The organism is Flavobacterium sp. ST-158 (assembly GCF_058309975.1).
The window spans coordinates 803,014-824,140 of record NZ_JBZEEN010000001.1; the positions used below are offsets into that span (position 1 = coordinate 803,014).

Sequence of the window (21,127 nt, forward strand, 5' to 3'; positions counted from 1 at the left end):
TAAAACTTTTACTCCAAAACTTTTAATTTTTAATTTCTGGATGCTTCTAAAATTATGGTAACTGATTCAACATCACCACCAATAGGAGGATTGATTTTTGAGACTTCAACAATGGTTTTCATTACCATAGGAATTTCAGCCAATACTCTTGTATTAATTCTTTTAGCTACATGTTCTAATAATTTAGATCGAATAGCCATTTCTTCAACAACAATACGATTTAAATGCACGTAATCTACTGTATCTACTAATTCATCTGATTGTGTAGATTGTTGTAAATCGGCCTTAATTTCTAAGTTAACAGCATAATCAGAACCTATTTTTCCTTCTTCAACAAGACATCCGTGATAAGAGAAGGTGCGGATATTTTTTAATTTTATAGTTTCCATATTATTGTTGTTCTTATAAGTTATTTGAATTGGCTGCAAAAGTACAAAATATTTGAAATTTTATACTTTAATGTAAATATGCAATTCTTCAAATCCTTATTTAATCAACAATTTTGATAACTTTGTGTTTTTAAAACTTAGACATGTCAACTGAAGAAAAATCACTGCATTTTATAGAACAAATTATCGAAGAAAATTTAACTAATGGTTTTCCTCAAAATAATTTAAGATTTCGTTTTCCACCTGAACCTAACGGTTATTTACATATTGGTCATGCTAAATCCATTTGTTTGAATTTTGGTTTAGGATTAAAATACAATGCTCCCGTAAATTTACGTTTTGATGATACCAATCCGGCTAAAGAAGAGCAGGAGTATGTAGATGCTATTAAAGAAGATTTGCAATGGTTAGGATTTCAATGGGATAAGGAATTATATGCTTCTGATTATTTTCAACAGTTGTATGATTGGGCTATTATTTTAATTAATAAAGGCAAAGCTTATGTAGATAGTCAATCTTCTGAAGCAATGGCAGAACAAAAAGGAACACCTTCACAAGCTGGTGTTGATAGTCCTTTTCGTAATCGTTCAGTAGAAGAAAATCTAGCGCTGTTTGAAGCTATGAAAAACGGTGATTTTCCTGAAGGAAGTCATGTTTTGCGAGCTAAAATTGATATGGCTTCTTCTAATATGTTAATGCGTGATCCTATTATGTATCGTGTTTTGCATAAAGAACATCATAGAACCGGAAACGATTGGTGCATTTATCCAATGTATGATTATACACATGGAGAAAGTGATTATTTAGAGCAAATTTCACACTCTATTTGTACTTTAGAATTTGTAATGCACCGTGAATTATACGATTGGTTTTTAGATCAAATTTATGATGAATCTAAGGTTAGACCACATCAATATGAATTTGCTCGTTTGAACCTGAATTATACGGTAATGAGTAAAAGAAAGTTGTTACAATTAGTACAGGAAAACTTTGTTTCTGGATGGGATGATCCTAGAATGCCCACTATTTCCGGATTAAGAAGAAGAGGATACACAGCAGCTTCTATTCGTAAATTTTGTGATATTATTGGTGTTGCTAAACGGGAGAATATTATTGATTATTCTTTATTAGAATTCTGTTTGCGTGATGATTTGAATAAAACTGCGCCTCGTGTAATGGCTGTTTTAGACCCTGTAAAAGTGGTGATTACTAATTATCCTGATGGAAAAGAGGAGTGGTTGGATGCCGAAAATAATCAGGAAGATGAAAGTGCCGGTTTTAGAAAAGTACCTTTTTCTAAAGAATTTTATATAGAAAGAGAAGACTTTTTAGAAGTTGCTCCGGCTAAGTTTTTCCGCTTAAGTATTGGTAATGAAGTACGTCTTAAAAATGCTTATATCATTAAAGGAGAAAGTGTTGTAAAAGATGCAGATGGAAGGATTACTGAAATTCATGTTACGTATGATGAAGACAGTAGAAGTGGAAGTGGAAGTGAAGCTTCTAAACGTAAAGTAGCTGGAACCTTGCATTGGGTTTCAATTCAACACGCCGTTGAAGCCGAAGTTCGTTTGTATGATAGATTGTTTATTGACGAAGCACCAGACAGTCATAAAGAGAAAAGTTTCCTGGATTTTATAAATCCAAATTCATTATCTATTGTAAAAGGATTCGTAGAACCAAGTTTAGAAACAGCAGTTTTAGGAGATAAATTCCAATTCCAACGTTTAGGTTATTTCAATGTGGATAAAGATTCAACGGCTTCTAAATTAGTGTTTAACAAGACTGTAGGACTAAAAGATGCCTGGGAAGAAAAAGGTAAAAAAGAAACTAATAGTATTAATAATGCTTTAAAAGACATCAACAAATATTTTAAAGTTGGATCTAGAGAAGAGCGTAATGCAATACGAAATGCAATAGGAGAGACCCTGGCCGGAATTTCCAATTATAGTTTATTGCAAAATTCATTTAAGAAAAATATCAACAATAATAAAAGTTCGTTGTTGTTTGCTAATTTGATTTTGAAATATGCTCCTTTAAAAGCATCTGATTACGATAGAGAAGATTTGCAAAAATTATTTACAATGTCTCTTAGAAGTGAATCGACTTTTGTTCGTTCGAGAACAATTTTAAATTTATATCATTTAGAATATGATTCAGAATTTAAAAATTCTTTCAGAGATGAAATTTTAAAGTTAGAATCGAATCCTCCAAAAAATTCTTCCGAAAGAGAAAAAGAATTTATAGAACAATTTTTAAATAAATTATAACTATTGAAAAGCGCTAATTAAGCGCTTTTTTTTATTATTATAAAATTCTATTTAATTTTTTAAAACTATAATTTTTATAGATTAAAAACAGCTTTCATATTTTAAATTTAAAGCCTTTTTTTAAAATGTTTGACTCATAGATCGTCTTTTGTTTTTTTATTGATTATAAGGCTTTATTTTATTTTTTTAATAATTTAAGTGTATTTAACAATTAAGAGTTATTAAAAGAAAATATTTATAACAATTCCTTAAGAAGCTATTCTCTAAATTTATTAGTATCTTTATAAGAAACTTAAAAAGAACAAATTATGTCAAGTAGTACTGGAAATACATTAATAGCTCTTATTAGTGGAGCAGCAATAGGAGCAGTAGTTGGAATTTTATTTGCTCCAGATAAGGGTGATAAAACTAGAAAAAAAATCAAAGACGGATACAAAGATCTTGAGAAAGATATGAAAGCTAAATTAGCTAATGCTAAAGTAGATTTAGAAGAAACTTATGAAGAATTACTTTCTAATATGAGTTATAAAACAGAAGATGTTATTTCATTTTTAGAAATAAAATTGGCTGAACTAAAAGAGCAAAATGCTAAACTTCAAAAATAATTCTTTTTTAATAATTGAAATAAAACAATATGGCTTTTGATGATTTAAAAGAGCATTCAGAAAATATTCAGGAACAAGCTAAAGATTATATCGATAAGAATTTATCTTATTATAAATTGGTAGCGTTCAAGATGGCTATGAAATCCACTACAATGATTTTTAAGTTCACCTTGATTTTGTTATGTTTTTGTATGGTTTTATTGTTTTGTTCCATCGGATTAGCTTTTGCTATTTCGAGTTATTTAGGAAGTTATACTTTAGGATTTTTAACTGTAGGTTTAATTTATTTGCTTTGTACTGGGTTATTATTTTTGGTAAAAGATAAAATTGTAGAAGGACCTATTTTAGAGAAATTTTCAGAAATCTTTTTTAATGATTAATTATGCAAACAAAAAAATATTCTTCTTATGCACAAATTGATAGCGAATTAGAAATTCTGAAAGTTGAAAAGGAAATTAGCTATCAAAAATTAGTTTTAAGTGTTCAGAAAACAAAAGAAAGTTTTACTTTTCTAAATGTTGCATCAAATGTAGCAGATACTGTAAAAAGCACTTTTTTTAGTTCCTACGGGACAATTTTTAGATTATTGATACCAATTATTATAAAATGGTTTACGAATAAAAAAAGAGGCAATTAAGCCTCTTTTTTATTTGTTATTTATACTTCATCTGTTTCATCTGATGGATTTTCAGGTTCTTCTAATTTTGGTTCTTCTTTTTTAGGCAAAACTTTTCTGTTTTTCTTCATCATTTCACCTACCTGATTAGAAGCTGAAAAAGAAGCTACCATATTATTCAACATTTCGCTTCCAGCATGTGGAGAATTTGGTAGTAGTATTAGATTAGAATTCGTATCAGCTCCAATAGCTTGTAAAGTATCATAATGCTGTGTAACAACAATTAATGCTGAAGCTTCTTGCGAATTGATTCCCACGCGATTCAATACATCAACACTTTCTACTAATCCACGGGCAATTTCACGTCTTTGATCAGCAATACCCTGTCCTTGTAATCTTTTGCTTTCTGCCTCAGCTTTTGCTTTAGCTACAATTCTAATTCTGGATGCTTCTGCTTCAAATTCAGCTACTGTTTTTTCTCTATCGGCAGCATTAATTCTGTTCATTGCATTTTTTACCTGAATATCCGGATCTATATCAGTTACCAGAGTGTTGATAATAGTATATCCATAAGTTGTCATCGCTTCATTTAATTCTCTTTTTACAGCAATGGCAATATCATCTTTTCTTTCAAATACATCATCTAATTTTAATTTTGGAACTTCGGCACGAACTACGTCAAATACGTAAGATGTAATTTGATCATGTGGGTATTCTAATTTGTAAAAGGCATCATAAACAGTTTCTTTAACTACCATAAATTGAACGGAAACTTTTAGTTTAACAAATACATTGTCTTTGGTTTTAGTTTCAATAATAACATCTAATTGTTGGATTTTTAGGTTAACACGTCCGGCAATTTTGTCAATTATTGGAATTTTTAATTGCAGTCCGGAATGTCTAATACTCAAAAATCTTCCAAAACGTTCAATAATTACAGCCGTTTGTTGCTTGACTGTAAAGAAGGAGGAAAGGAAAATAAATAACGCAACAAATAACAAGAAAATAAATGGAATGTTCATAAGTTTATAAATTAGTTAAAAATACTCTGTTAAATTACAAAAAAACTTTAGGTTTGTGTCTGTTTAAAACCCTTATTATGAAAAAGCTTACGTTATCTTTTTGTTTTCTATTGATTTCCTTGGGTAGTTTTGCTCAATATGGTTATCGAGATTCTAATAGAATTGGGATTACAGCAGGAATCAATCAGTTTACCTTAAATACCAATAATTTTGATACCAAACCCGAAACGGGATGGAATGCTGGTTTATCTATGAGAGGCAATTTTTATGACAACTGGGATATGGTATATGCTATTCAGTTTTCTGAAAACAATTTTTCAGTTGTTACTGACCAATTGGTTTTTGGAACTGAAAATGTCAATTATACATTGCCTTCGGCTCAAATTTCTTTACAACTGAGTTATGCATTAATTGATAATCATTTGTCCATTGAATTTGGCCCATTGGTACAAGTGAATGGAAAATTTAAAGTGGAGTCAGGCAAAGAAAACAATATAATTTCTGGAACTACATTACAAGCTAAAGACATTGTTGATATCTCTAAATTTAATTTTTATCCCACCGTTGGAATTACAGCAGGAGCTAAACATATTAGATTGAATGTTTCTTATCAATATGGAATTTCAAATATGCTGGGTAATTTGAATTCTAAAAATCTGGGATATAAGTTCAAAGGAAATCCCGGAATTTTAAACGGAAATATTATTCTTTATTTATAAAAAAAGTCCCGACAATTAATCGGGACTTTTTAGTTTTATATGTTTTCAATTGCTTTTTGAATTCTTGAAATGGTTTCTTCTTTTCCAATGACTTCCACAATATCAAATAGGTGAGGGCCTTTTAAGGCTCCAACCAAACTCAAACGGAAAGGCTGCATTACTTTACCCATTCCAATTTCGTTTTTAGTTAACCAGTCTTTTACAATTGTTTCAATAGTTACAGAAGTAAAATCGGTGATTTCTTCTAGAACAGAAACTAATTCCTGCATTAAGGCTGGTGTTTCTGCTTTCCAGTTTTTCTTTGCTTTTTCATCATAAGAAGTTGGAGCTACAAAAAAGAAATCACTTAATTCCCAAAATTCAGATACAAAGTTTGCTCTTTCTTTGATTAAGGATACAATTTTTGTAACTACTTCAAGTGAAGTATCGAAGCCTTTTTCTTTTAAGATAACAGCAAAATCTTCTGCTAATTTTAAATCTTCTGCCTGAATTAAATATTGGTGATTGAACCATTTGTTTTTTTCTGGATCAAATTTAGCTCCCGCTTTATGAACTCGATTCAAATCAAATGCTTCCACTAATTCTTCTAATGAAAATAATTCTTTATCCGTTCCGTCATTCCAACCTAATAAAGTTAAGAAGTTAACAACAGCTTCCGGGAAGAATCCGTTTTCTCTGTACCCCGATGAAATTCCTTCAGCTGTTTTCCATTCTAAAGGAAATACTGGAAAGCCTAATTTATCTCCATCACGTTTGGATAGTTTTCCGTTTCCAACAGGTTTTAAAATCAAAGGTAAATGTGCAAATTCTGGTGCAGGCCATCCAAAAGCGTGATACAGTAAAACGTGCAATGGCATAGAAGGCAACCATTCCTCACCACGTATTACATGGGTAGTTTCCATTAAATGATCATCTACAATGTTAGCCAAATGATAGGTTGGCATTCCGTCACTTTTAAACAAAACTTTATCGTCTAAAAGATTACTTTCAAATTTTACATGTCCACGAATGATGTCTTTTAAATGTAAAATTTCATCTACCGGAGTTTTAAAACGAATCACATAATGTTCTCCGTTAGCAATTCTTTGAGCTGTTTCATCTGCAGAAATAACTAAAGAAGTATCTAATTTTTCTCTGTTGGTATGATTGTAAATAAAAGTTTTTCCTTGTTCTTCTTCAGATTTTCTATAAGCATCCAAAGCTTCTGGAGTATCAAAAGCATAATAAGCCCAACCGGAATTAATCAATTGGTCAGCATATTGCTTGTATAAATCTTTTCTTTCGCTTTGACGGTAAGGGCCAAATTTTTCATTTTTTCCAATGGTTTCATCCGGAGCAATTCCTAACCATTCTAATGCTTCCATGATGTATTCTTCCGCTCCTGGTACAAAACGGTTTTGGTCAGTATCTTCAATTCTTAGAAAGAAGGTTCCACCGTTTTTTTTGGCAAACAGATAATTAAATAAGGCAGTACGAACTCCGCCAATATGTAAAGGTCCCGTTGGACTAGGTGCAAAACGCACACGAATTGGGTTTGACATTTGATATATATTTTATACAAAGATACAATTCAGATTTTAGATTGTCCAGTTTAGATTTGAATATGTAGTTCTTATTGATTTTTTGAAATTAAAAATATGTCATTATAATTATTACTTTTATGGGTTATTAAAAAGCAAAATAAATTTGAACAGTTCCAATTTCATATATCAAAAATTAGAGGCTTTTATTAGAAAGTACTATCTGAATGAATTGATTCGAGGCGTAGTTTTCTTTATCGGTTTGGGTTTACTGTATTTTCTATTTACACTTTTTGTAGAATATTTTCTTTGGTTGAAACCTACTGCAAGAACTATTTTGTTTTGGACTTTTGTTGGAGTAGAAGTGGTTTTATTGTTTCGTTATATTGTATTTCCCCTTTTTAAATTGTTCAAATTCAAAAAGGGAATAGATTATAATGAAGCTTCAGCTATTATAGGAAATCATTTTTCAGATGTTAAAGACAAGTTGCTCAATTTTATTCAATTGTCAGATTCTGATATTCATCAGAATAAATCTGAATTGCTTTTGGCTTCTATTGAACAAAAAGCAAATGCTTTGCAACCAATCGCATTTAGTAAAGCAGTAAATTTCAACTCCAATAAAAAATATTTACCCTTAGCTATTGTTCCTGTTTTATTGTTTGCTTCTTTTTATTTTTCTGGAAATAAAGGAATCATTACTCAAAGCTTGAATAGAATAGTTCATTTTAATGCTACTTTTTTACCACCAGCTCCTTTTGAATTTGTGCTTTTGAATTCTAATTTACAAACGGAACAAAACAAAGATTTTATTGTTAAGCTTAAAACGGTTGGAAAAATCGTTCCTGAAAATGCAATGATTTTCATAAATGACGAAAGTTATTTTATGGAAAGTACTAAAGCTGGCGAATTTGAATTCAAAATAGAAAAACCTACTCAGGACATTTCTTTCCATGTTGAAGGGAATGCTGTTTTTTCTCAGGAATATCAATTGAAAGTTATTGCCGTTCCTTCTATTTTAAATTTTGAAATGCAGTTAAACTTTCCTGCTCATCTCAATAGAAAAGCTGAAATTATCAAAGGAACCGGAAATGCTATTATTCCCGAAGGAACTAAAGTTACCTGGAAAATTAATACTCAATCTACTCAAAAAGTAGTGTTTTCGAACGCTAATTCAGTTTCTGAATTCAATAAATCGGAAAATAACTTCATTTTATCCAAAAATATCAGTGAAAATACAGATTATCAAATCATTAGCTCTAATAATGCTGTAGTTGACTATGAAAAACTCAATTATCAGTTAACGGTTATCAAAGATCAGTTTCCTACTATCACTGTTAACCAGGCACCAGACAGTTTAAAGTTGGCAACCAATTATCTTTTAGGAAAAATTTCAGATGATTATGGCTTATGCCAATTACAGGTGGTGTATTATGAATCGAATAAACCGACCACTGCCAAACGTGGAACAATTGCAATCAAGTCAGGAGTTTTTGATCAGTTTGTATTTGCTTTTCCTGCTAATCTTCCTGTTCAGGAAGGAGTCAATTATGATTATTATTTTGAAGTTTTTGACAATGATGTGTTGCATCATTTTAAAAGCGCTAAGTCAGCAGTGTTTTCTAATCGAATAAGTACTGCACAGGAAAAACAAGATTTGGTTTTACAGCAACAATCAGATAATATTCAAGGTTTACAAAAATCTTTAAAGAGCCAGGATAAGCAATTTTCTCAATTAGATAAGATTCAAAAATCCGGAAAAGAAAAAGAAAATTTTGAATTTAATGATCAACAAAAGATAAATGATTTTATCCAACAGCAAAAAAAGCAAGATGAATTGATGCGTAATTTTATGGATAAAATGAAAAATAATTTAGAGGAATCTAAAACTAAAAAAGAGGATGAGTTTAAAAAAGAATTAGAAAAGCGTTTAGAATCTAATAACGAAGAAATAGAAAAAAACAAGAAACTGTTAGACGAGTTAAAAGCTTTAAATGAGAAGATGAAGAACGAAGATTTACTTGATAAGTTGGATCAGTTCAAACAAAAAAGTAAAAATCAAGTTAAGAATTTGCAACAACTAGTTGAGCTTACTAAGAAGTATTATGTTCAGAAAAAGGCAGAACAAATTGCTGATAAATTAGATAAACTTTCAGATAAACAGGATAAGCTTGCGGAAAATGAAAAGGAAAATTCACTTTCCAAACAACAGGAAATTAATATAGAATTTGATAAAATTCAGGAGGATTTAAATGATTTAAAAAAGGATAATAAAGCGTTAAAAGCTCCTTTGGATTTGCCTCAAGATGATAATACAGAAAAATCTATTGATACTGATTTGAATAAAGCATCCGAAGAATTAAAGAATAACAATTCTTCTAAAGCTAAACCGAATCAAAAAAATGCTGCTAAGAAAATGAAGTCCATGTCTAAGAAAATGGATCAAGGTATGGAAGGAGCTGAGATGGATCAAATGGAAGAAGATGTAAAAATGTTACGCCAAATTTTAGATAATCTATTAGCGTTTTCTCTTTCTGAAGAAGCCGTAATGTTGCGTTTTAAATCATTGAATACTGTTTCACCAGCTTTCAATAAGAATATAAAATTACAACAGGATTTACGTTTACAATTCAAGCATGTTGATGATAGTTTGTTTGCTATGTCTTTGCGTAATCCTAAATTTACGGAAGACATTACTCGAGAAGTGGGTAATGTACAGTATAATGTAGATAAAGCTTTAGAAACCTTATCCGATTCTCAAGTTTCAAAAGGAGTTTCTCATCAGCAATATGCAGTCGCTTCTGCTAATAAATTAGGGGATTTTTTAAGCGAAGTTTTGAATAATATGCAAATGTCTTTGTCCTCTATGGGACAAGGAAAACCAAAACCGGGTCAGGGTGAAGGGATGCAATTACCAGATATTATTGCTAAACAAGAATCTTTGGGTGACAAGATGAAGCAAGGGATGAAACCTGGTGAAGGTAAAGAAGGCAAAGGGAATGATAAAAACGGGAAGGATGCTGGAGAAGGTGAAGACGGGGAAGGAGATGCTAAAGCTATAATGGAGATTTACAAACAGCAAAAGGAGTTGAGAGATGCTCTGGAAAGTGAATTGAAAAAGCAAGGTTTGGGTAATGCTGGGCAAAATGCTTTGGACCAAATGAAGCAACTTGAAAAACAATTATTAAATAAAGGTTTTAAAAATGAAACGCTTCAGAAAGTAATGAATATTAAACAAGAATTATTGAAATTAAACAATGCTATTCAACAACAAGGAGAAGAAAACAAAAGACAATCTCAAACAAATAATAAAGAGTTTAATAATCAATCAAGGGCACTACCTAACAGCTTGTTAGAATATTTGAATAGTATAGAAATTTTAAATAGACAATCATTACCTTTGCGCTCCAATTTCAACCGTAAGGTTCAAGAATATTTTAAAACAAAATGATAAATTTTAACTACGAGAACGACTTTAATCTGGATAATGAAGAAGCTATTGCTTCATGGTTATCTGCTGTAATTGTATCTGAAAAAAAGAAAGAAGGAGAAATTAATTATATTTTTTGTGATGATGATTATCTGCATAAAATCAATCTTGAATACTTAAACCATGATACGCTGACAGATATTATTAGTTTCGATTATACGGTTGGTAATGAATTAAACGGAGATATATTTATTTCTGTAGAACGTGTTCAGGACAACGCTTCTGATTTTAATGTTTCTTTTGAAGAAGAATTAAAACGTGTATTGGTTCATGGTGTTTTACACTACTGTGGTTATAAAGATAAAGATGAAGAAAGTGAACGGTTGATGCGTTCAAAGGAAGATGAAAAAATTGCTATGTTCCACGTGGAACAATAAAGCTCTTTTTTGTCTTTCGATATAAAATGTTTCACGTGGAACATTTTAAAATTGAATATTGAAATGTCTCGTTTTCGAGACGGAATTTAAACTCGGGTTTTGATTTCAAAAATGTTTTTGAGATTAAAATTGCATCCCTGATTTCAGGGCAAATAATAAAAAAAATGTTTCTAGAAGAGTATGATGTAATTGTTGTTGGTGCTGGTCACGCAGGTTCAGAAGCTGCTGCCGCTGCCGCAAATTTGGGTTCGAAAACTTTATTGGTTACAATGAGTTTGCAAAACATTGCCCAAATGTCTTGTAATCCTGCTATGGGTGGAATTGCAAAAGGTCAAATTGTTCGTGAGATTGATGCGCTTGGTGGTTATTCAGGAATTGTTTCTGATAGAACAGCAATTCAATTTAAGATGTTGAACAAATCAAAAGGACCTGCAATGTGGTCTCCGCGTGTTCAAAGTGACCGTATGCGTTTTGCCGAAGAATGGAGAATGATGTTAGAAGGAACTCCAAATCTTGATTTTTATCAGGAGATGGTTAAAGGTTTGATTATTGAAAATGGAAAAATAAAAGGAATCACGACTTCTTTGGGAGTTGAAATTAGATCCAAATCGGTGGTGTTGACCAATGGAACTTTCCTGAATGGATTGATTCATATTGGCGAAAAGCAATTTGGTGGAGGTAGAGCAGGAGAGAGTGCTGCTCATGGAATTACCGAAGATTTGATCAAAGCAGGTTTTGAAGCAGGAAGAATGAAAACGGGGACTCCTCCCCGAGTGGATGGTCGTTCTTTGGATTATTCAAAAATGAATGAAGAAAAAGGAGATGCGAAACCTTCTAAGTTTTCCTATTCTGATTTGACTGCGCCATTAGCGCATCAGCGTTCTTGTTATATGACTTATACTTCACTTGACGTACATGATATTTTGCGTGAAGGTTTTGATCGTTCGCCAATGTTCAACGGACGAATTAAAAGTTTAGGACCAAGATATTGTCCTTCTATTGAAGATAAAATTAATCGTTTTGCTGATAAAGAACGCCACCAATTATTTGTAGAACCGGAAGGTTGGAATACTTGTGAGGTGTATGTGAACGGATTTTCAACTTCACTTCCAGAGGATATTCAATTTAAAGCATTGAGTTCTGTTGCTGGTTTTGAAAAAGTAAAATTCTTCAGACCTGGTTATGCTATCGAATATGATTATTTTCCTCCAACACAGTTAAAGCATACTTTAGAAACTAAATTAGTAGAAGGATTGTATTTTGCTGGACAAATTAACGGAACTACAGGTTATGAAGAAGCAGCTTCTCAAGGATTGATGGCGGGAATTAATGCGCATTTAAAAGTGCATGAAAAAGCGCCGTTGATTTTAAAAAGAGATGAAGCTTATATTGGTGTTTTAATTGATGATTTGATTACAAAAGGAACTGAAGAGCCATACAGAATGTTTACTTCTCGAGCGGAATACAGAACATTATTACGTCAGGATAATGCCGATTTTAGATTAACACCAATGTCGTATGAAATAGGTTTGGCTTCTGAAGCGCGTTTACGCAGAATGGAGCGTAAGCTAAATGAATCGGAAAAGATGGTTGCCTTCTTTAGAGAGACTTCCGTTTCAGTTGCTGAAACAAATCCTATTTTGGAAGAAAAAGGAACTGCTCCAATTTCACAAGGGGATAAGATGTTTAAAATATTTTCTCGGCCGCAAATTGATTTAGAAGACATGATTAAGTTTGAAAAAGTTCAGGCTTACGTTGCTGAGAATGATTTAGACGAAGAAATTTTAGAACAGGCAGAAATTCAAGTCAAATATTCAGGTTATATTGAAAAGGAAAGAAACAATGCTGATAAATTGACCCGTTTAGAAGATGTGAAAATTCCAGCTGATTTTGATTATAATAAAATCAAATCAATGTCTATTGAAGCCAAACAAAAATTAAATAAGATTCGTCCGGTTACGATTTCTCAGGCTTCCAGAATTAGCGGGGTTTCTCCTAGCGATATTTCAGTCTTGTTGATTTATATGGGTAGATAAAAAAAGGAATCAGTTCAGTAAGTTTTTTTTACTTTAAGTTGAACACTGATTTCTGATTACTAAAGTTATGTTCCACGTGAAACTACGGCCGTAAGCCTTGATATCACTGAAAAGTTTCGATTTAAAAAAAACAAAAGGAGTAATAGATATTTTGATTTATTACTCCTTTTAAAAATTAGAATAAATTTTAATGTATAATTTCGTCCTCGATTTAACTGAATACTAAAAAGACCACTAACCGCTAAAAAATGGATATTTCAAATAAAACACATTTCCTTACTGTAAAAGATCATTCTGTTTCAAAGGAAATTTTCGAATTGTATTATGATAAAGATTTGGATATGCTAATTACACATCCACAACCCAGTCTTGAAAATTTAGGTAAATATTACGAGAGTGAGGATTACATTTCGCATACCGATAATAAACGTTCTCTATTTGAAAAAGCATATCATTTTGTAAAAAGAATTGCTTTAAAAAACAAATTGAATTTAATCAATTCGCAACAAACTGCAAAAGGTCGAATTTTAGATATAGGTGCAGGAACAGGTGACTTTTTAACGGTTGCTAAAAATGACGGTTGGCAAACTGTCGGAATTGAACCGAGCGATAGAGCAAAAGGAATTGCAATTAACAAAGGAATTTCATTTGTTGAAAATACAACTGTATTAGAAAATAATTCGTTTGATGTCATTACGATGTGGCATGTTTTAGAACATGTTCCAGATTTAGATTTTCAAATCAAAGAATTAAAACGTTTGCTAAAACCGGATGGAACTTTGATTGTTGCGGTTCCTAATTTTAAATCTTTTGATGCAAACCATTACAAAGAATTTTGGGCAGCTTTTGATGTGCCTATCCATTTTTGGCATTTTTCAAAAAAAGCAATCCAGATGCTTTTTGAAAAAGAGAATATGATTTTGAAAAAAGTACTTCCCATGAAATTTGATTCTTTTTATGTGAGTCTACTTTCCGAAAAGTATAAAAATGGAAAAATGAATTTTGTAAAAGCATTTTTCATAGGATTACAGTCTAATTGGAAAGCAAAACAAAATTTAGAGTATTCTTCATTGATATACGTCTTAAAAAACAACTAAAACCCATTTTAAAGCTGTTTTAGAGGTTTTTTTACCTTTAAATATAAATTATATCCTCCTTTTTTCGATTTAGCTTTAAATTTAATTTATTTAATCCGTTTTTGATAAATTTAAATTATTGCTTTTGTTTATGGCATAGTAAATGATAATAGTTTAAATTTTTGCCATTTTTTCAGTGTTTTTTAGGATGCTGTCTATTTTTTTATATTTTTGCTCACACACACATTTTTTAATTACAATTTAGTTCAAAATGAAATCAATGATTCACGAATACCAAAAAGGAAATATTTTTAATATGAGTAAAAAAATATTATTAATGATTGCAATTTCTATTTCAGTTGTTGCTTGTAATAAAACTACAGAAGGAGTTAAAGAAGTTAAAACAGCTTATGTAGATACTTCTGAATTGATGAAACAGTATACAGAAGCAAAAGATCTGGAAGCAAAATACAAAGCGCAATCAGAAGAAAAAGGAAGACAGTTAGACGCAGAGATAAAACGTTTTAAGCAAGATGCTGCTAATTTTCAAAGTCAAGCGCAAGCTAATGGTCAGGAATGGGCTCAAAAAAGAGCAGCCGAATTACAAAAAAGAGAGCAACAATTAGGCTATGCACAACAAGCTTTAGCACAACAATTACAACAAGAAAGTGGTGCTGAAATGGATACTTTAATTACAGGTGTTAAAAAATTCATCAAAGATTACGGTAAGAAAAATGGTTATGCTTATATCTACGGTACAGGTGATGCAGCTTCTATCTTGTATGCCGAAGACAAATACGATATCACTAAAGAAATTATTACAGCATTAAATGACAAATACAAATCTTCATCTAAATCAGAAGAAAAAGTTGAAGATAAAAAAGAAGAAAAAAAATAATCTGATTTAAAAGTCAAAAAAGCCTTCAATTCTAATTTGGATTGAAGGCTTTTTTATTAATTTTTTTATTAGGATTACCTGGAAAAAATAATAATCTGAAAGGCCTGATAATATAATATAAAAAGTATAAGTTTTTGTGCATTTTAATTGCCATATAATCATCTGGTTGAGGATAAGTAATACTAATTATGGTTTTTAAATAATAAAGTATTTTATCTTTTCTCTTTTTATAAAAATTCGAAGTATATTTAATTTGTTTGTAGTTATATGAAATAGTATCAAATAAAGGATTTTTATTTTCTCTAACTTTTTTATAAGAACTATCTAATATCCTTTTAGTTAGGTCATTATTGTCTTTATTAATTTTGTTAAATTTAATTCCAATAAGATCTGAAATTATCTGATGTATTAAATCTAAATTATAATTCTCATTGAATTCTTTTATAATTGATTGTTTATAAGATAAAGTTTCATTTTCTTGTTTAAAAATATTTAAATGAATTTGACATATATCTACAACTGTTTTTAAATAACCCATTTGATCCATCAACATATGATGCAATGCAATAGCTCTATAATGAGTTGTTAATTTTAGACAATCAATTTCATTTTGAAATAAGAGGCATTTACTTGTATCCTTTATATCAAATGTATTTGACTTATCCGGTATATGTAGGTTTTTACTTATAATATTAAAATGTAATTCAACATGATCTATTCTTTTAGATCCAATGTATTTATCAAAACTAAAATCTTTATGTTTTTTGATAAATTTTTTATGTCCTATCCAGTAGTAATATTCTTTTTGATAAGCTATAAAACCATCTTTTTCTAAAATTTTAATTGCTTTTGGAATATCATCTGAATCGATTACCAAATCAATATCACTGGATTGCCTCATACTGATATTACTAAAGAATTGTTTTGAAAATGAAGTTCCTTTGTAAGGAATTATTAAAATGTTATTTTTTTTAAGTAAAAGAATCAATCTTTCAGTTTCTTTAGCTTGTTCAAAACTTTGTAAGGTAAATTTTTTTAATTGATTGCTTATTTGCTTTTGTATTGTATGATCTAATTCTGCTTTTAAAAGAACCCTAAAAATTAGGGGGCAAATTTGATGTTTTCTGCATGTTTTAAATACATCTGACCATTCTATATCATTGAACTTGATAAAAGCGTTTAAATCGTCTATTTCAGCATTTTTAAAGTGTATTCTAGTGCATAGTATCACTAATGCCATAGAAATTCCATATTCGTTTTTGATGTCTGAAATAGTAATCATTGATTTATATTGATTTTATTTAGTAAGAGTTTTTTAATTATTAATAGGCTTCCAGTCAATTAAAAGGTGTATTCGGTCTGTTTCGCCTTTATTTTCTACAGAATGATATTTATCATCATTATTGATTTCCCATATTTCACCTGTTTTCATATTGATAATTTCATTATCAACTTCAAATAGGCATTTTGGATTAGTTATTATTGGGATGTGAATTCGATGGTATTTTTTAAAGCTTTCTCCTTTATCGATATGTCGGATTATTTTTTTTCCAGCTGGTAGGTTAATTAAAATGGCTGATTGAAATTCTCCTTTCCCTATTGTTTCAGATAGATTTTTTTTAATTTTTTCCAATTCAGGAATAAAATGTCCAAAATTTTTGTGAATTTTTACTGACTGTAATCTTTCGTCAAATAGTAACGGAACCGTAAGGGTTTCGGCATGTACTTTATGTGCAATTTGTCTGAATTTATAATCATTCCAGTCTAAATTTTCCAGTTTTTCTAATAAACTACTGATGTCAATTGAACCAAAATATTTAAAATTAAAATTCATAATCTAATTTTTTAAAATCGTCTTTGAATAATTCTTGAATTTGTTTTTTTTGTTCTTCGTTGTAATAAATAGTAAACTCTTCTCTTGTAGAAGAGTTTACTTTAATTTTAGGTAAATCAGTTAATTTGAAATTAATTAATTCCGATAGCGAACTTATATCCTGAGTCAAATCTTCTAATTTAAAATAATGGACATTTACATCAAGGTCATTCCAATAGGTTTGATCAAAATAGAATCTCAAGCCTCCCCAATTTCCTCTTGCAAATGATTTTTCTTTATGAGAAAGAGATCCATAAAAACTTTCATAAAATGAGTCAGTTTGGTGAGGAAGTAAATGTTTGTATTGATTTAATTTTTCAATTAGATTATCAATACTCATTTTTGTTTTCAAAATATCCATTTGATGAAACCAAGCCGAGACAAAGCGATCATAAGGATTTCTAACTATTTGGATAATTGTATAATTATCTAATTCATTGTTAGGGATATTATAAACATAACATATTTCAGATAAGGTTAGATGATAAACAGGATAATCCACTTTTCGCAAAGGGGGACGAAAGTGAAAGCCTGAATCTTGAAATAGTTTTCTCAAGGAGTTAGAGGCTGTTTTTGGAGGTAAGAGCAGAATTATTTTTTCTTTTTCTATAATCATAATTACTTGAAATTAGTTTAAAAGTTTAAATCAATCAAATAATCCATTTCTTTCATACTATTAAATCTGTTGATTTTCATTACTTCGCTTTCTCCTTCTTGTTGTTCATATTCTTCAGTCGATATCATTAATCCGGTGTGGTTTTTTACATTATAAAATTTCAATTCTTCGGATTTTTTCTTTTTCCAATATTCTACAAAAGCCAGCGTTTTGGCTCCGTTTCTCTTGGGTTGTAAACGAACCTTATCAGGTAAAATACCTTCGCATAGGTTCCTAAATAAGGCTCTTGAATAGGGTTTGGGTTTAAACAAATCAGCAGGTAGGCTATAAATTATTTCTAATAAGCGTATATCTGCCAACGGATATACTGTTTCAATACCATATTGATTAGCATATGCCCCTTCTGATTCGGTTCGTAAACTGGTATGTGCTCTGCAAATTTGTTCTTTTTGCCAACTTTTAAAACTAGGATTAAAAGTGAAAGAATTATCTTTTAATTCGGAGTATAATTTAGAATTAGGATTTAACAGATTTCTTTTTTCTTGTACTTCATAATAGTTTAATACTGTGGTTTTGGCTTTTTTAGCTTTGTAATAATGTATTGTTTTTAGAATTGCAGTACGTCTAAAGTCTATTAAAAATTGAAATAAGCCTTTAAAATTAAAATCGTTCAAATAATCATAAAAGTAATTGTTACCGTTTTGAGAAATTCCCTCATCTCCGGGAAAACCACTAAAAATTACTTCTACTTGGTTTTGTTCTGCGGCAATTTTATACAGGCTGTCTTGCCAGATACAGTCACTATTGGCAATACCTCCCATAATTTCATTCCTTTTAATTAATTCTTCATATACATTTTCGTAATAAAATGAAGTAACTTGATGATGATTTTCACGAATTAAATCAGCATAGCTAATAATTTCTTCCTGAGTGTCTTGTTCGTCGATACCTTTATCAGAGTACCCTTTTGTGGTTTCATTCAAAACAAAAGAATAGGTGTGCAGCTGTTTCTTGTTCATTAATCTGGATGAAAGAACTGCAATTGCTGAGGAATCCATACCACCCGAAAGTTGGTATCCTACATTTTTTTTACCTCTGATTCTTGATTGTATGGCTGTAGTAAGTGTTTTTCTTAAAAGGGCATAATAATCTTCGTTGTTTTTGCAATAACTTAAATCAACTGTATTGAGTTCCCAATAACGAACTTCTTCTATCTTTTCTCCGGTAGTTATAGTAATAGAATGAGCTGGTTTGAGTCTTTTGATGTCCTTAAAAAAAGTGTCTTCTACTTGCTGAGGATAATTGCGTAATTCTTTGGCTATATATTCTTGATTTAATTCTGGTTTTTTAAGTAAAGCAGATTTTATCGAAGGAATTGTAGTTCCAAAATAAAGCAGTCCATCTTGCTCCATGTAAAAAAGCGGACGGATACCCATTTGATCCTTAGCTAAAAAAATCGATTTTTTTATTTCATCCCAAATGGCAAAACTAAAATCACCAATGAAATGTTTGACACAATCTTTTCCCCATTGTTGATAGGCAGCTAATATTATTTCTTTTTCTTCAGCATCATCAGAAAGTTGTAGTTGCAATTGTAATTCGTCAACATTATCAATTCTGCACCAGCCTACAAATTGAATATTAGGGAATGGATTGTTTTTAGAAATTGCTGAAGTAAAATCTTCCAACAGGATTTCATTGGTTAGCAATGAAATATTTTCATTCTTTAGTGATTTAGTATTGAGATACTTATTCGTTACTTCTTGAAAATTTCCATTATTCAAGTTTAAAATTCCAAAAAAACCTTTCATTTCACTGTATTTTTTTACATTTGCGAAGTTAATAAAATATTAAAATAAAGTGAGCTAATGCAATATAATTACAAGGTTTTTAATTTATGCTGTACTTCAAGCATTCCGCTTCCGTCATTTGTGGTGAATCAAGAAAAAATAATTCCTGATTTTGAAGTGGTTTTAGGTACTGTAGCACCTGATTTTAAAAATGAACCAACTATAAAAAAACCTTTTACTCAATATAATGAAAAAGAATTTTTTTATCAGGTACCTGATATTGCCCGTTATTTTGTTAGCGATGGAAATAAAGTAGTCATTGAGCCACTTTGTGAAGATTGGGACAGTATTTTATTATTTTTTTATTCGAATTGTATTGCCACAGTTCTTTTTCAGAAGAACCAAATTCCTTTTCATGTTTCAGGTGTTTTGGATAAAAAAGGTGGATTATGGCTTTTTGCAGCTCCTTCCAGAACTGGAAAATCAACCACAGCTTTAAAATTAAAAGAGAGAGGTTATACCCTTTTTACTGATGATACCGCTTTGATAACAATTGAAAATGGTGTTTGTGTGGCTATTGCGTCCTATCCCGTTTTAAGAGCCTGGGAAAATACCATGAATAATCAACAGGTTTATGCTTTATCAGATGGAAAGCAACTCCGTGCTGAAATTAATAAATTTGGTATTGCTTTTCATGATGATTTTATAACTACTTCCCCAGAAGTAAAAGGAATTGTTTTTCTGGAAATGCAAGGGGATAGTATTCATATTGAACGAATTAAGCCAGCTAAAGGGATGCAGCATTTAGGAAATAATATCTATCGTAATAAATGGGTTCATGGAATGAATAAGCAATTGCTACAATTTAAAACCGTGAGTACTATTTCTCAAAAAATATCTTTTTGGAAGGCTACCAGACCTAAAGACCAACCGAGTTTTGATAGTTTTGCCGATGCAATAATAGAACAAATAATAGAAGCGGATGGAAAATAATATTATTTGGTTAGCTTCCTATCCAAAATCAGGAAATACCTGGTTTCGCAGTTTTTTGACCGCTTTATTGAATGAAGGTGAAATTGATATTAACAGAATGGAAACTGATGGTATTTTCTCGGCAAAAGAATATATAGAGAGTGTTTTAGACTTATCTACCGATGATTTGAGACCAAGAGAATTCGAATCGTTTAGAAAAATTGCTTTTTCATTCAAAGCACAGCTCGCCCAAAAACAATTATTCGTTAAAATACATGATGCTTATACTTATTCCCGTTGGGATGGATTGCCTTTAATTCCTGCTGAAGGAAGTCGGTTAGCCATTTATTTGGTTCGAAATCCATTAGATGTAGTACTTTCATTGGCTAATCATAGCGGTTTGAATGTGGATGATACGATTGATAAATTCATCAATAGCGAAGAAGGAGCTTTTGTTAAAAAAGCAAAATCAGCACAGCAATATTACCAACTGATGGGTACCTGGGCGATGCATGTCTCAAGTTGGATGAAGCAAAAAGATATTCCAGTACATGTTATTCGTTATGAAGATATGAAATCCAATCCATTTGAAACTTTTAAAACAGCGGTGGATAAAATGCAATTGAATTATTCTGATGAAGCTATATTGAAAGCTATTGAAGCGACAGATTTTAAGAAATTAAAACAGCAGGAAGAAAACAAGGGATTTAAAGAAAAACAAATTCCGTCTTCGGCTTTCTTTTTTAAAGGAGAAACGGGACGCTGGAAAAAGGAATTAACTAAAGAACAAATACGGAAAATCATGACAGTCAACGAATCGATGATGAAACGATTTAATTACTGGGAAGAAGCATAAATCAA

The 21,127-nt window shown here is 30.7% G+C and carries 19 protein-coding genes; 12 read left to right on the top strand and 7 right to left on the bottom strand.

What is annotated here, in order from left to right:
- Nucleotides 1-29 precede the first annotated feature (29 nt).
- Nucleotides 30-389, bottom strand: a complete 360-nt coding sequence (folB, locus tag AC4FRF_RS03410; protein WP_491158051.1) for a dihydroneopterin aldolase — start codon at nt 387-389, stop codon at nt 30-32.
- A 143-nt stretch (nt 390-532) separates the two neighbouring features.
- Between folB and AC4FRF_RS03415 the strand changes: the two genes are divergently transcribed.
- The 4 genes from AC4FRF_RS03415 (at nt 533) to AC4FRF_RS03430 (ending at nt 3,898) form a co-directional block, all read left to right on the top strand.
- Nucleotides 533-2,656: a glutamine--tRNA ligase/YqeY domain fusion protein gene (locus AC4FRF_RS03415; RefSeq protein ID WP_491158052.1), complete on the top strand. Its 2,124-nt coding sequence runs from the start codon at nt 533-535 to the stop codon at nt 2,654-2,656.
- Nucleotides 2,657-2,964: 308 nt separating this feature from the next.
- Entirely contained in the window at nt 2,965-3,261 is a 297-nt protein-coding gene (locus AC4FRF_RS03420; RefSeq protein ID WP_491158053.1) for a YtxH domain-containing protein, read from the top strand.
- A 29-nt stretch (nt 3,262-3,290) separates the two neighbouring features.
- A complete protein-coding gene (locus AC4FRF_RS03425; protein ID WP_491158054.1) occupies nt 3,291-3,641 on the top strand; it encodes a competence protein in 351 nt (116 codons plus the stop codon).
- A 2-nt stretch (nt 3,642-3,643) separates the two neighbouring features.
- A complete protein-coding gene (locus AC4FRF_RS03430) occupies nt 3,644-3,898 on the top strand; it encodes a DUF6327 family protein (protein WP_491158055.1) in 255 nt (84 codons plus the stop codon).
- Between the two features lie 20 nt (nt 3,899-3,918).
- On the opposite strand, the gene AC4FRF_RS03435 is transcribed toward AC4FRF_RS03430, so the two are convergent.
- A complete protein-coding gene (locus AC4FRF_RS03435) occupies nt 3,919-4,899 on the bottom strand; it encodes an SPFH domain-containing protein (RefSeq protein ID WP_491158056.1) in 981 nt (326 codons plus the stop codon).
- A 77-nt stretch (nt 4,900-4,976) separates the two neighbouring features.
- On the opposite strand from AC4FRF_RS03435, the gene AC4FRF_RS03440 reads away from it, so the two are divergent.
- Entirely contained in the window at nt 4,977-5,618 is a 642-nt protein-coding gene (locus AC4FRF_RS03440) for an outer membrane beta-barrel protein (RefSeq protein WP_491158057.1), read from the top strand.
- Between the two features lie 35 nt (nt 5,619-5,653).
- On the opposite strand, the gene gltX is transcribed toward AC4FRF_RS03440, so the two are convergent.
- On the bottom strand, nt 5,654-7,159 hold the full coding sequence (gltX, locus tag AC4FRF_RS03445; protein ID WP_491158058.1) for a glutamate--tRNA ligase: 1,506 nt from the start codon (nt 7,157-7,159) through the stop codon (nt 5,654-5,656).
- A 145-nt stretch (nt 7,160-7,304) separates the two neighbouring features.
- Between gltX and AC4FRF_RS03450 the strand changes: the two genes are divergently transcribed.
- From AC4FRF_RS03450 to AC4FRF_RS03470, 5 genes are all read left to right on the top strand, one after another.
- Nucleotides 7,305-10,589, top strand: a complete 3,285-nt coding sequence (locus tag AC4FRF_RS03450) for a hypothetical protein (RefSeq protein WP_491158059.1) — start codon at nt 7,305-7,307, stop codon at nt 10,587-10,589.
- Complete coding sequence (ybeY, locus tag AC4FRF_RS03455) at nt 10,586-11,005, top strand: rRNA maturation RNase YbeY (RefSeq protein ID WP_408080353.1); 420 nt, start codon at nt 10,586-10,588, stop codon at nt 11,003-11,005. Before AC4FRF_RS03450 ends, ybeY begins: the two co-directional genes overlap by 4 nt.
- 164 nt (nt 11,006-11,169) lie before the next feature.
- A complete protein-coding gene (gene mnmG, locus AC4FRF_RS03460) occupies nt 11,170-13,041 on the top strand; it encodes a tRNA uridine-5-carboxymethylaminomethyl(34) synthesis enzyme MnmG (RefSeq protein ID WP_491158060.1) in 1,872 nt (623 codons plus the stop codon).
- A 248-nt stretch (nt 13,042-13,289) separates the two neighbouring features.
- Nucleotides 13,290-14,138, top strand: a complete 849-nt coding sequence (locus AC4FRF_RS03465) for a class I SAM-dependent methyltransferase (RefSeq protein ID WP_491158061.1) — start codon at nt 13,290-13,292, stop codon at nt 14,136-14,138.
- 259 nt (nt 14,139-14,397) lie between these two features.
- The gene (locus AC4FRF_RS03470) at nt 14,398-15,015 is read left to right on the top strand and encodes an OmpH/Skp family outer membrane protein (RefSeq protein ID WP_491158062.1); all 618 of its coding nucleotides are present in this window, start codon (nt 14,398-14,400) and stop codon (nt 15,013-15,015) included.
- 31 nt (nt 15,016-15,046) lie between these two features.
- Here the strand turns inward: AC4FRF_RS03470 and AC4FRF_RS03475 are convergent, their stop codons facing one another.
- The 4 genes from AC4FRF_RS03475 to AC4FRF_RS03490 are packed head-to-tail and all read right to left on the bottom strand — an operon-like array spanning nt 15,047 to nt 19,315.
- Entirely contained in the window at nt 15,047-16,297 is a 1,251-nt protein-coding gene (locus AC4FRF_RS03475) for a nucleotidyltransferase family protein (RefSeq protein WP_491158063.1), read from the bottom strand.
- A 33-nt stretch (nt 16,298-16,330) separates the two neighbouring features.
- On the bottom strand, nt 16,331-16,849 hold the full coding sequence (locus AC4FRF_RS03480) for an aspartyl/asparaginyl beta-hydroxylase domain-containing protein (protein WP_491158064.1): 519 nt from the start codon (nt 16,847-16,849) through the stop codon (nt 16,331-16,333).
- Nucleotides 16,839-17,504 carry a sulfotransferase family 2 domain-containing protein gene (locus AC4FRF_RS03485; protein WP_491158065.1) on the bottom strand — a complete coding sequence of 222 codons (666 nt, stop codon included), beginning with the start codon at nt 17,502-17,504 and terminating at the stop codon, nt 16,839-16,841. The genes AC4FRF_RS03480 and AC4FRF_RS03485 overlap by 11 nt, the downstream gene beginning before the upstream one ends.
- A 17-nt stretch (nt 17,505-17,521) precedes the next feature.
- Nucleotides 17,522-19,315, bottom strand: a complete 1,794-nt coding sequence (locus tag AC4FRF_RS03490; protein WP_491158067.1) for an asparagine synthetase B family protein — start codon at nt 19,313-19,315, stop codon at nt 17,522-17,524.
- A gap of 57 nt (nt 19,316-19,372) precedes the next feature.
- Here AC4FRF_RS03490 and AC4FRF_RS03495 point away from each other — a divergent pair, with 57 nt between their 5' ends.
- A complete protein-coding gene (locus AC4FRF_RS03495) occupies nt 19,373-20,287 on the top strand; it encodes a hypothetical protein (RefSeq protein WP_491158068.1) in 915 nt (304 codons plus the stop codon).
- On the top strand, nt 20,277-21,122 hold the full coding sequence (locus AC4FRF_RS03500) for a sulfotransferase domain-containing protein (RefSeq protein ID WP_491158069.1): 846 nt from the start codon (nt 20,277-20,279) through the stop codon (nt 21,120-21,122). The genes AC4FRF_RS03495 and AC4FRF_RS03500 overlap by 11 nt, the downstream gene beginning before the upstream one ends.
- Nucleotides 21,123-21,127 lie beyond the last annotated feature (5 nt).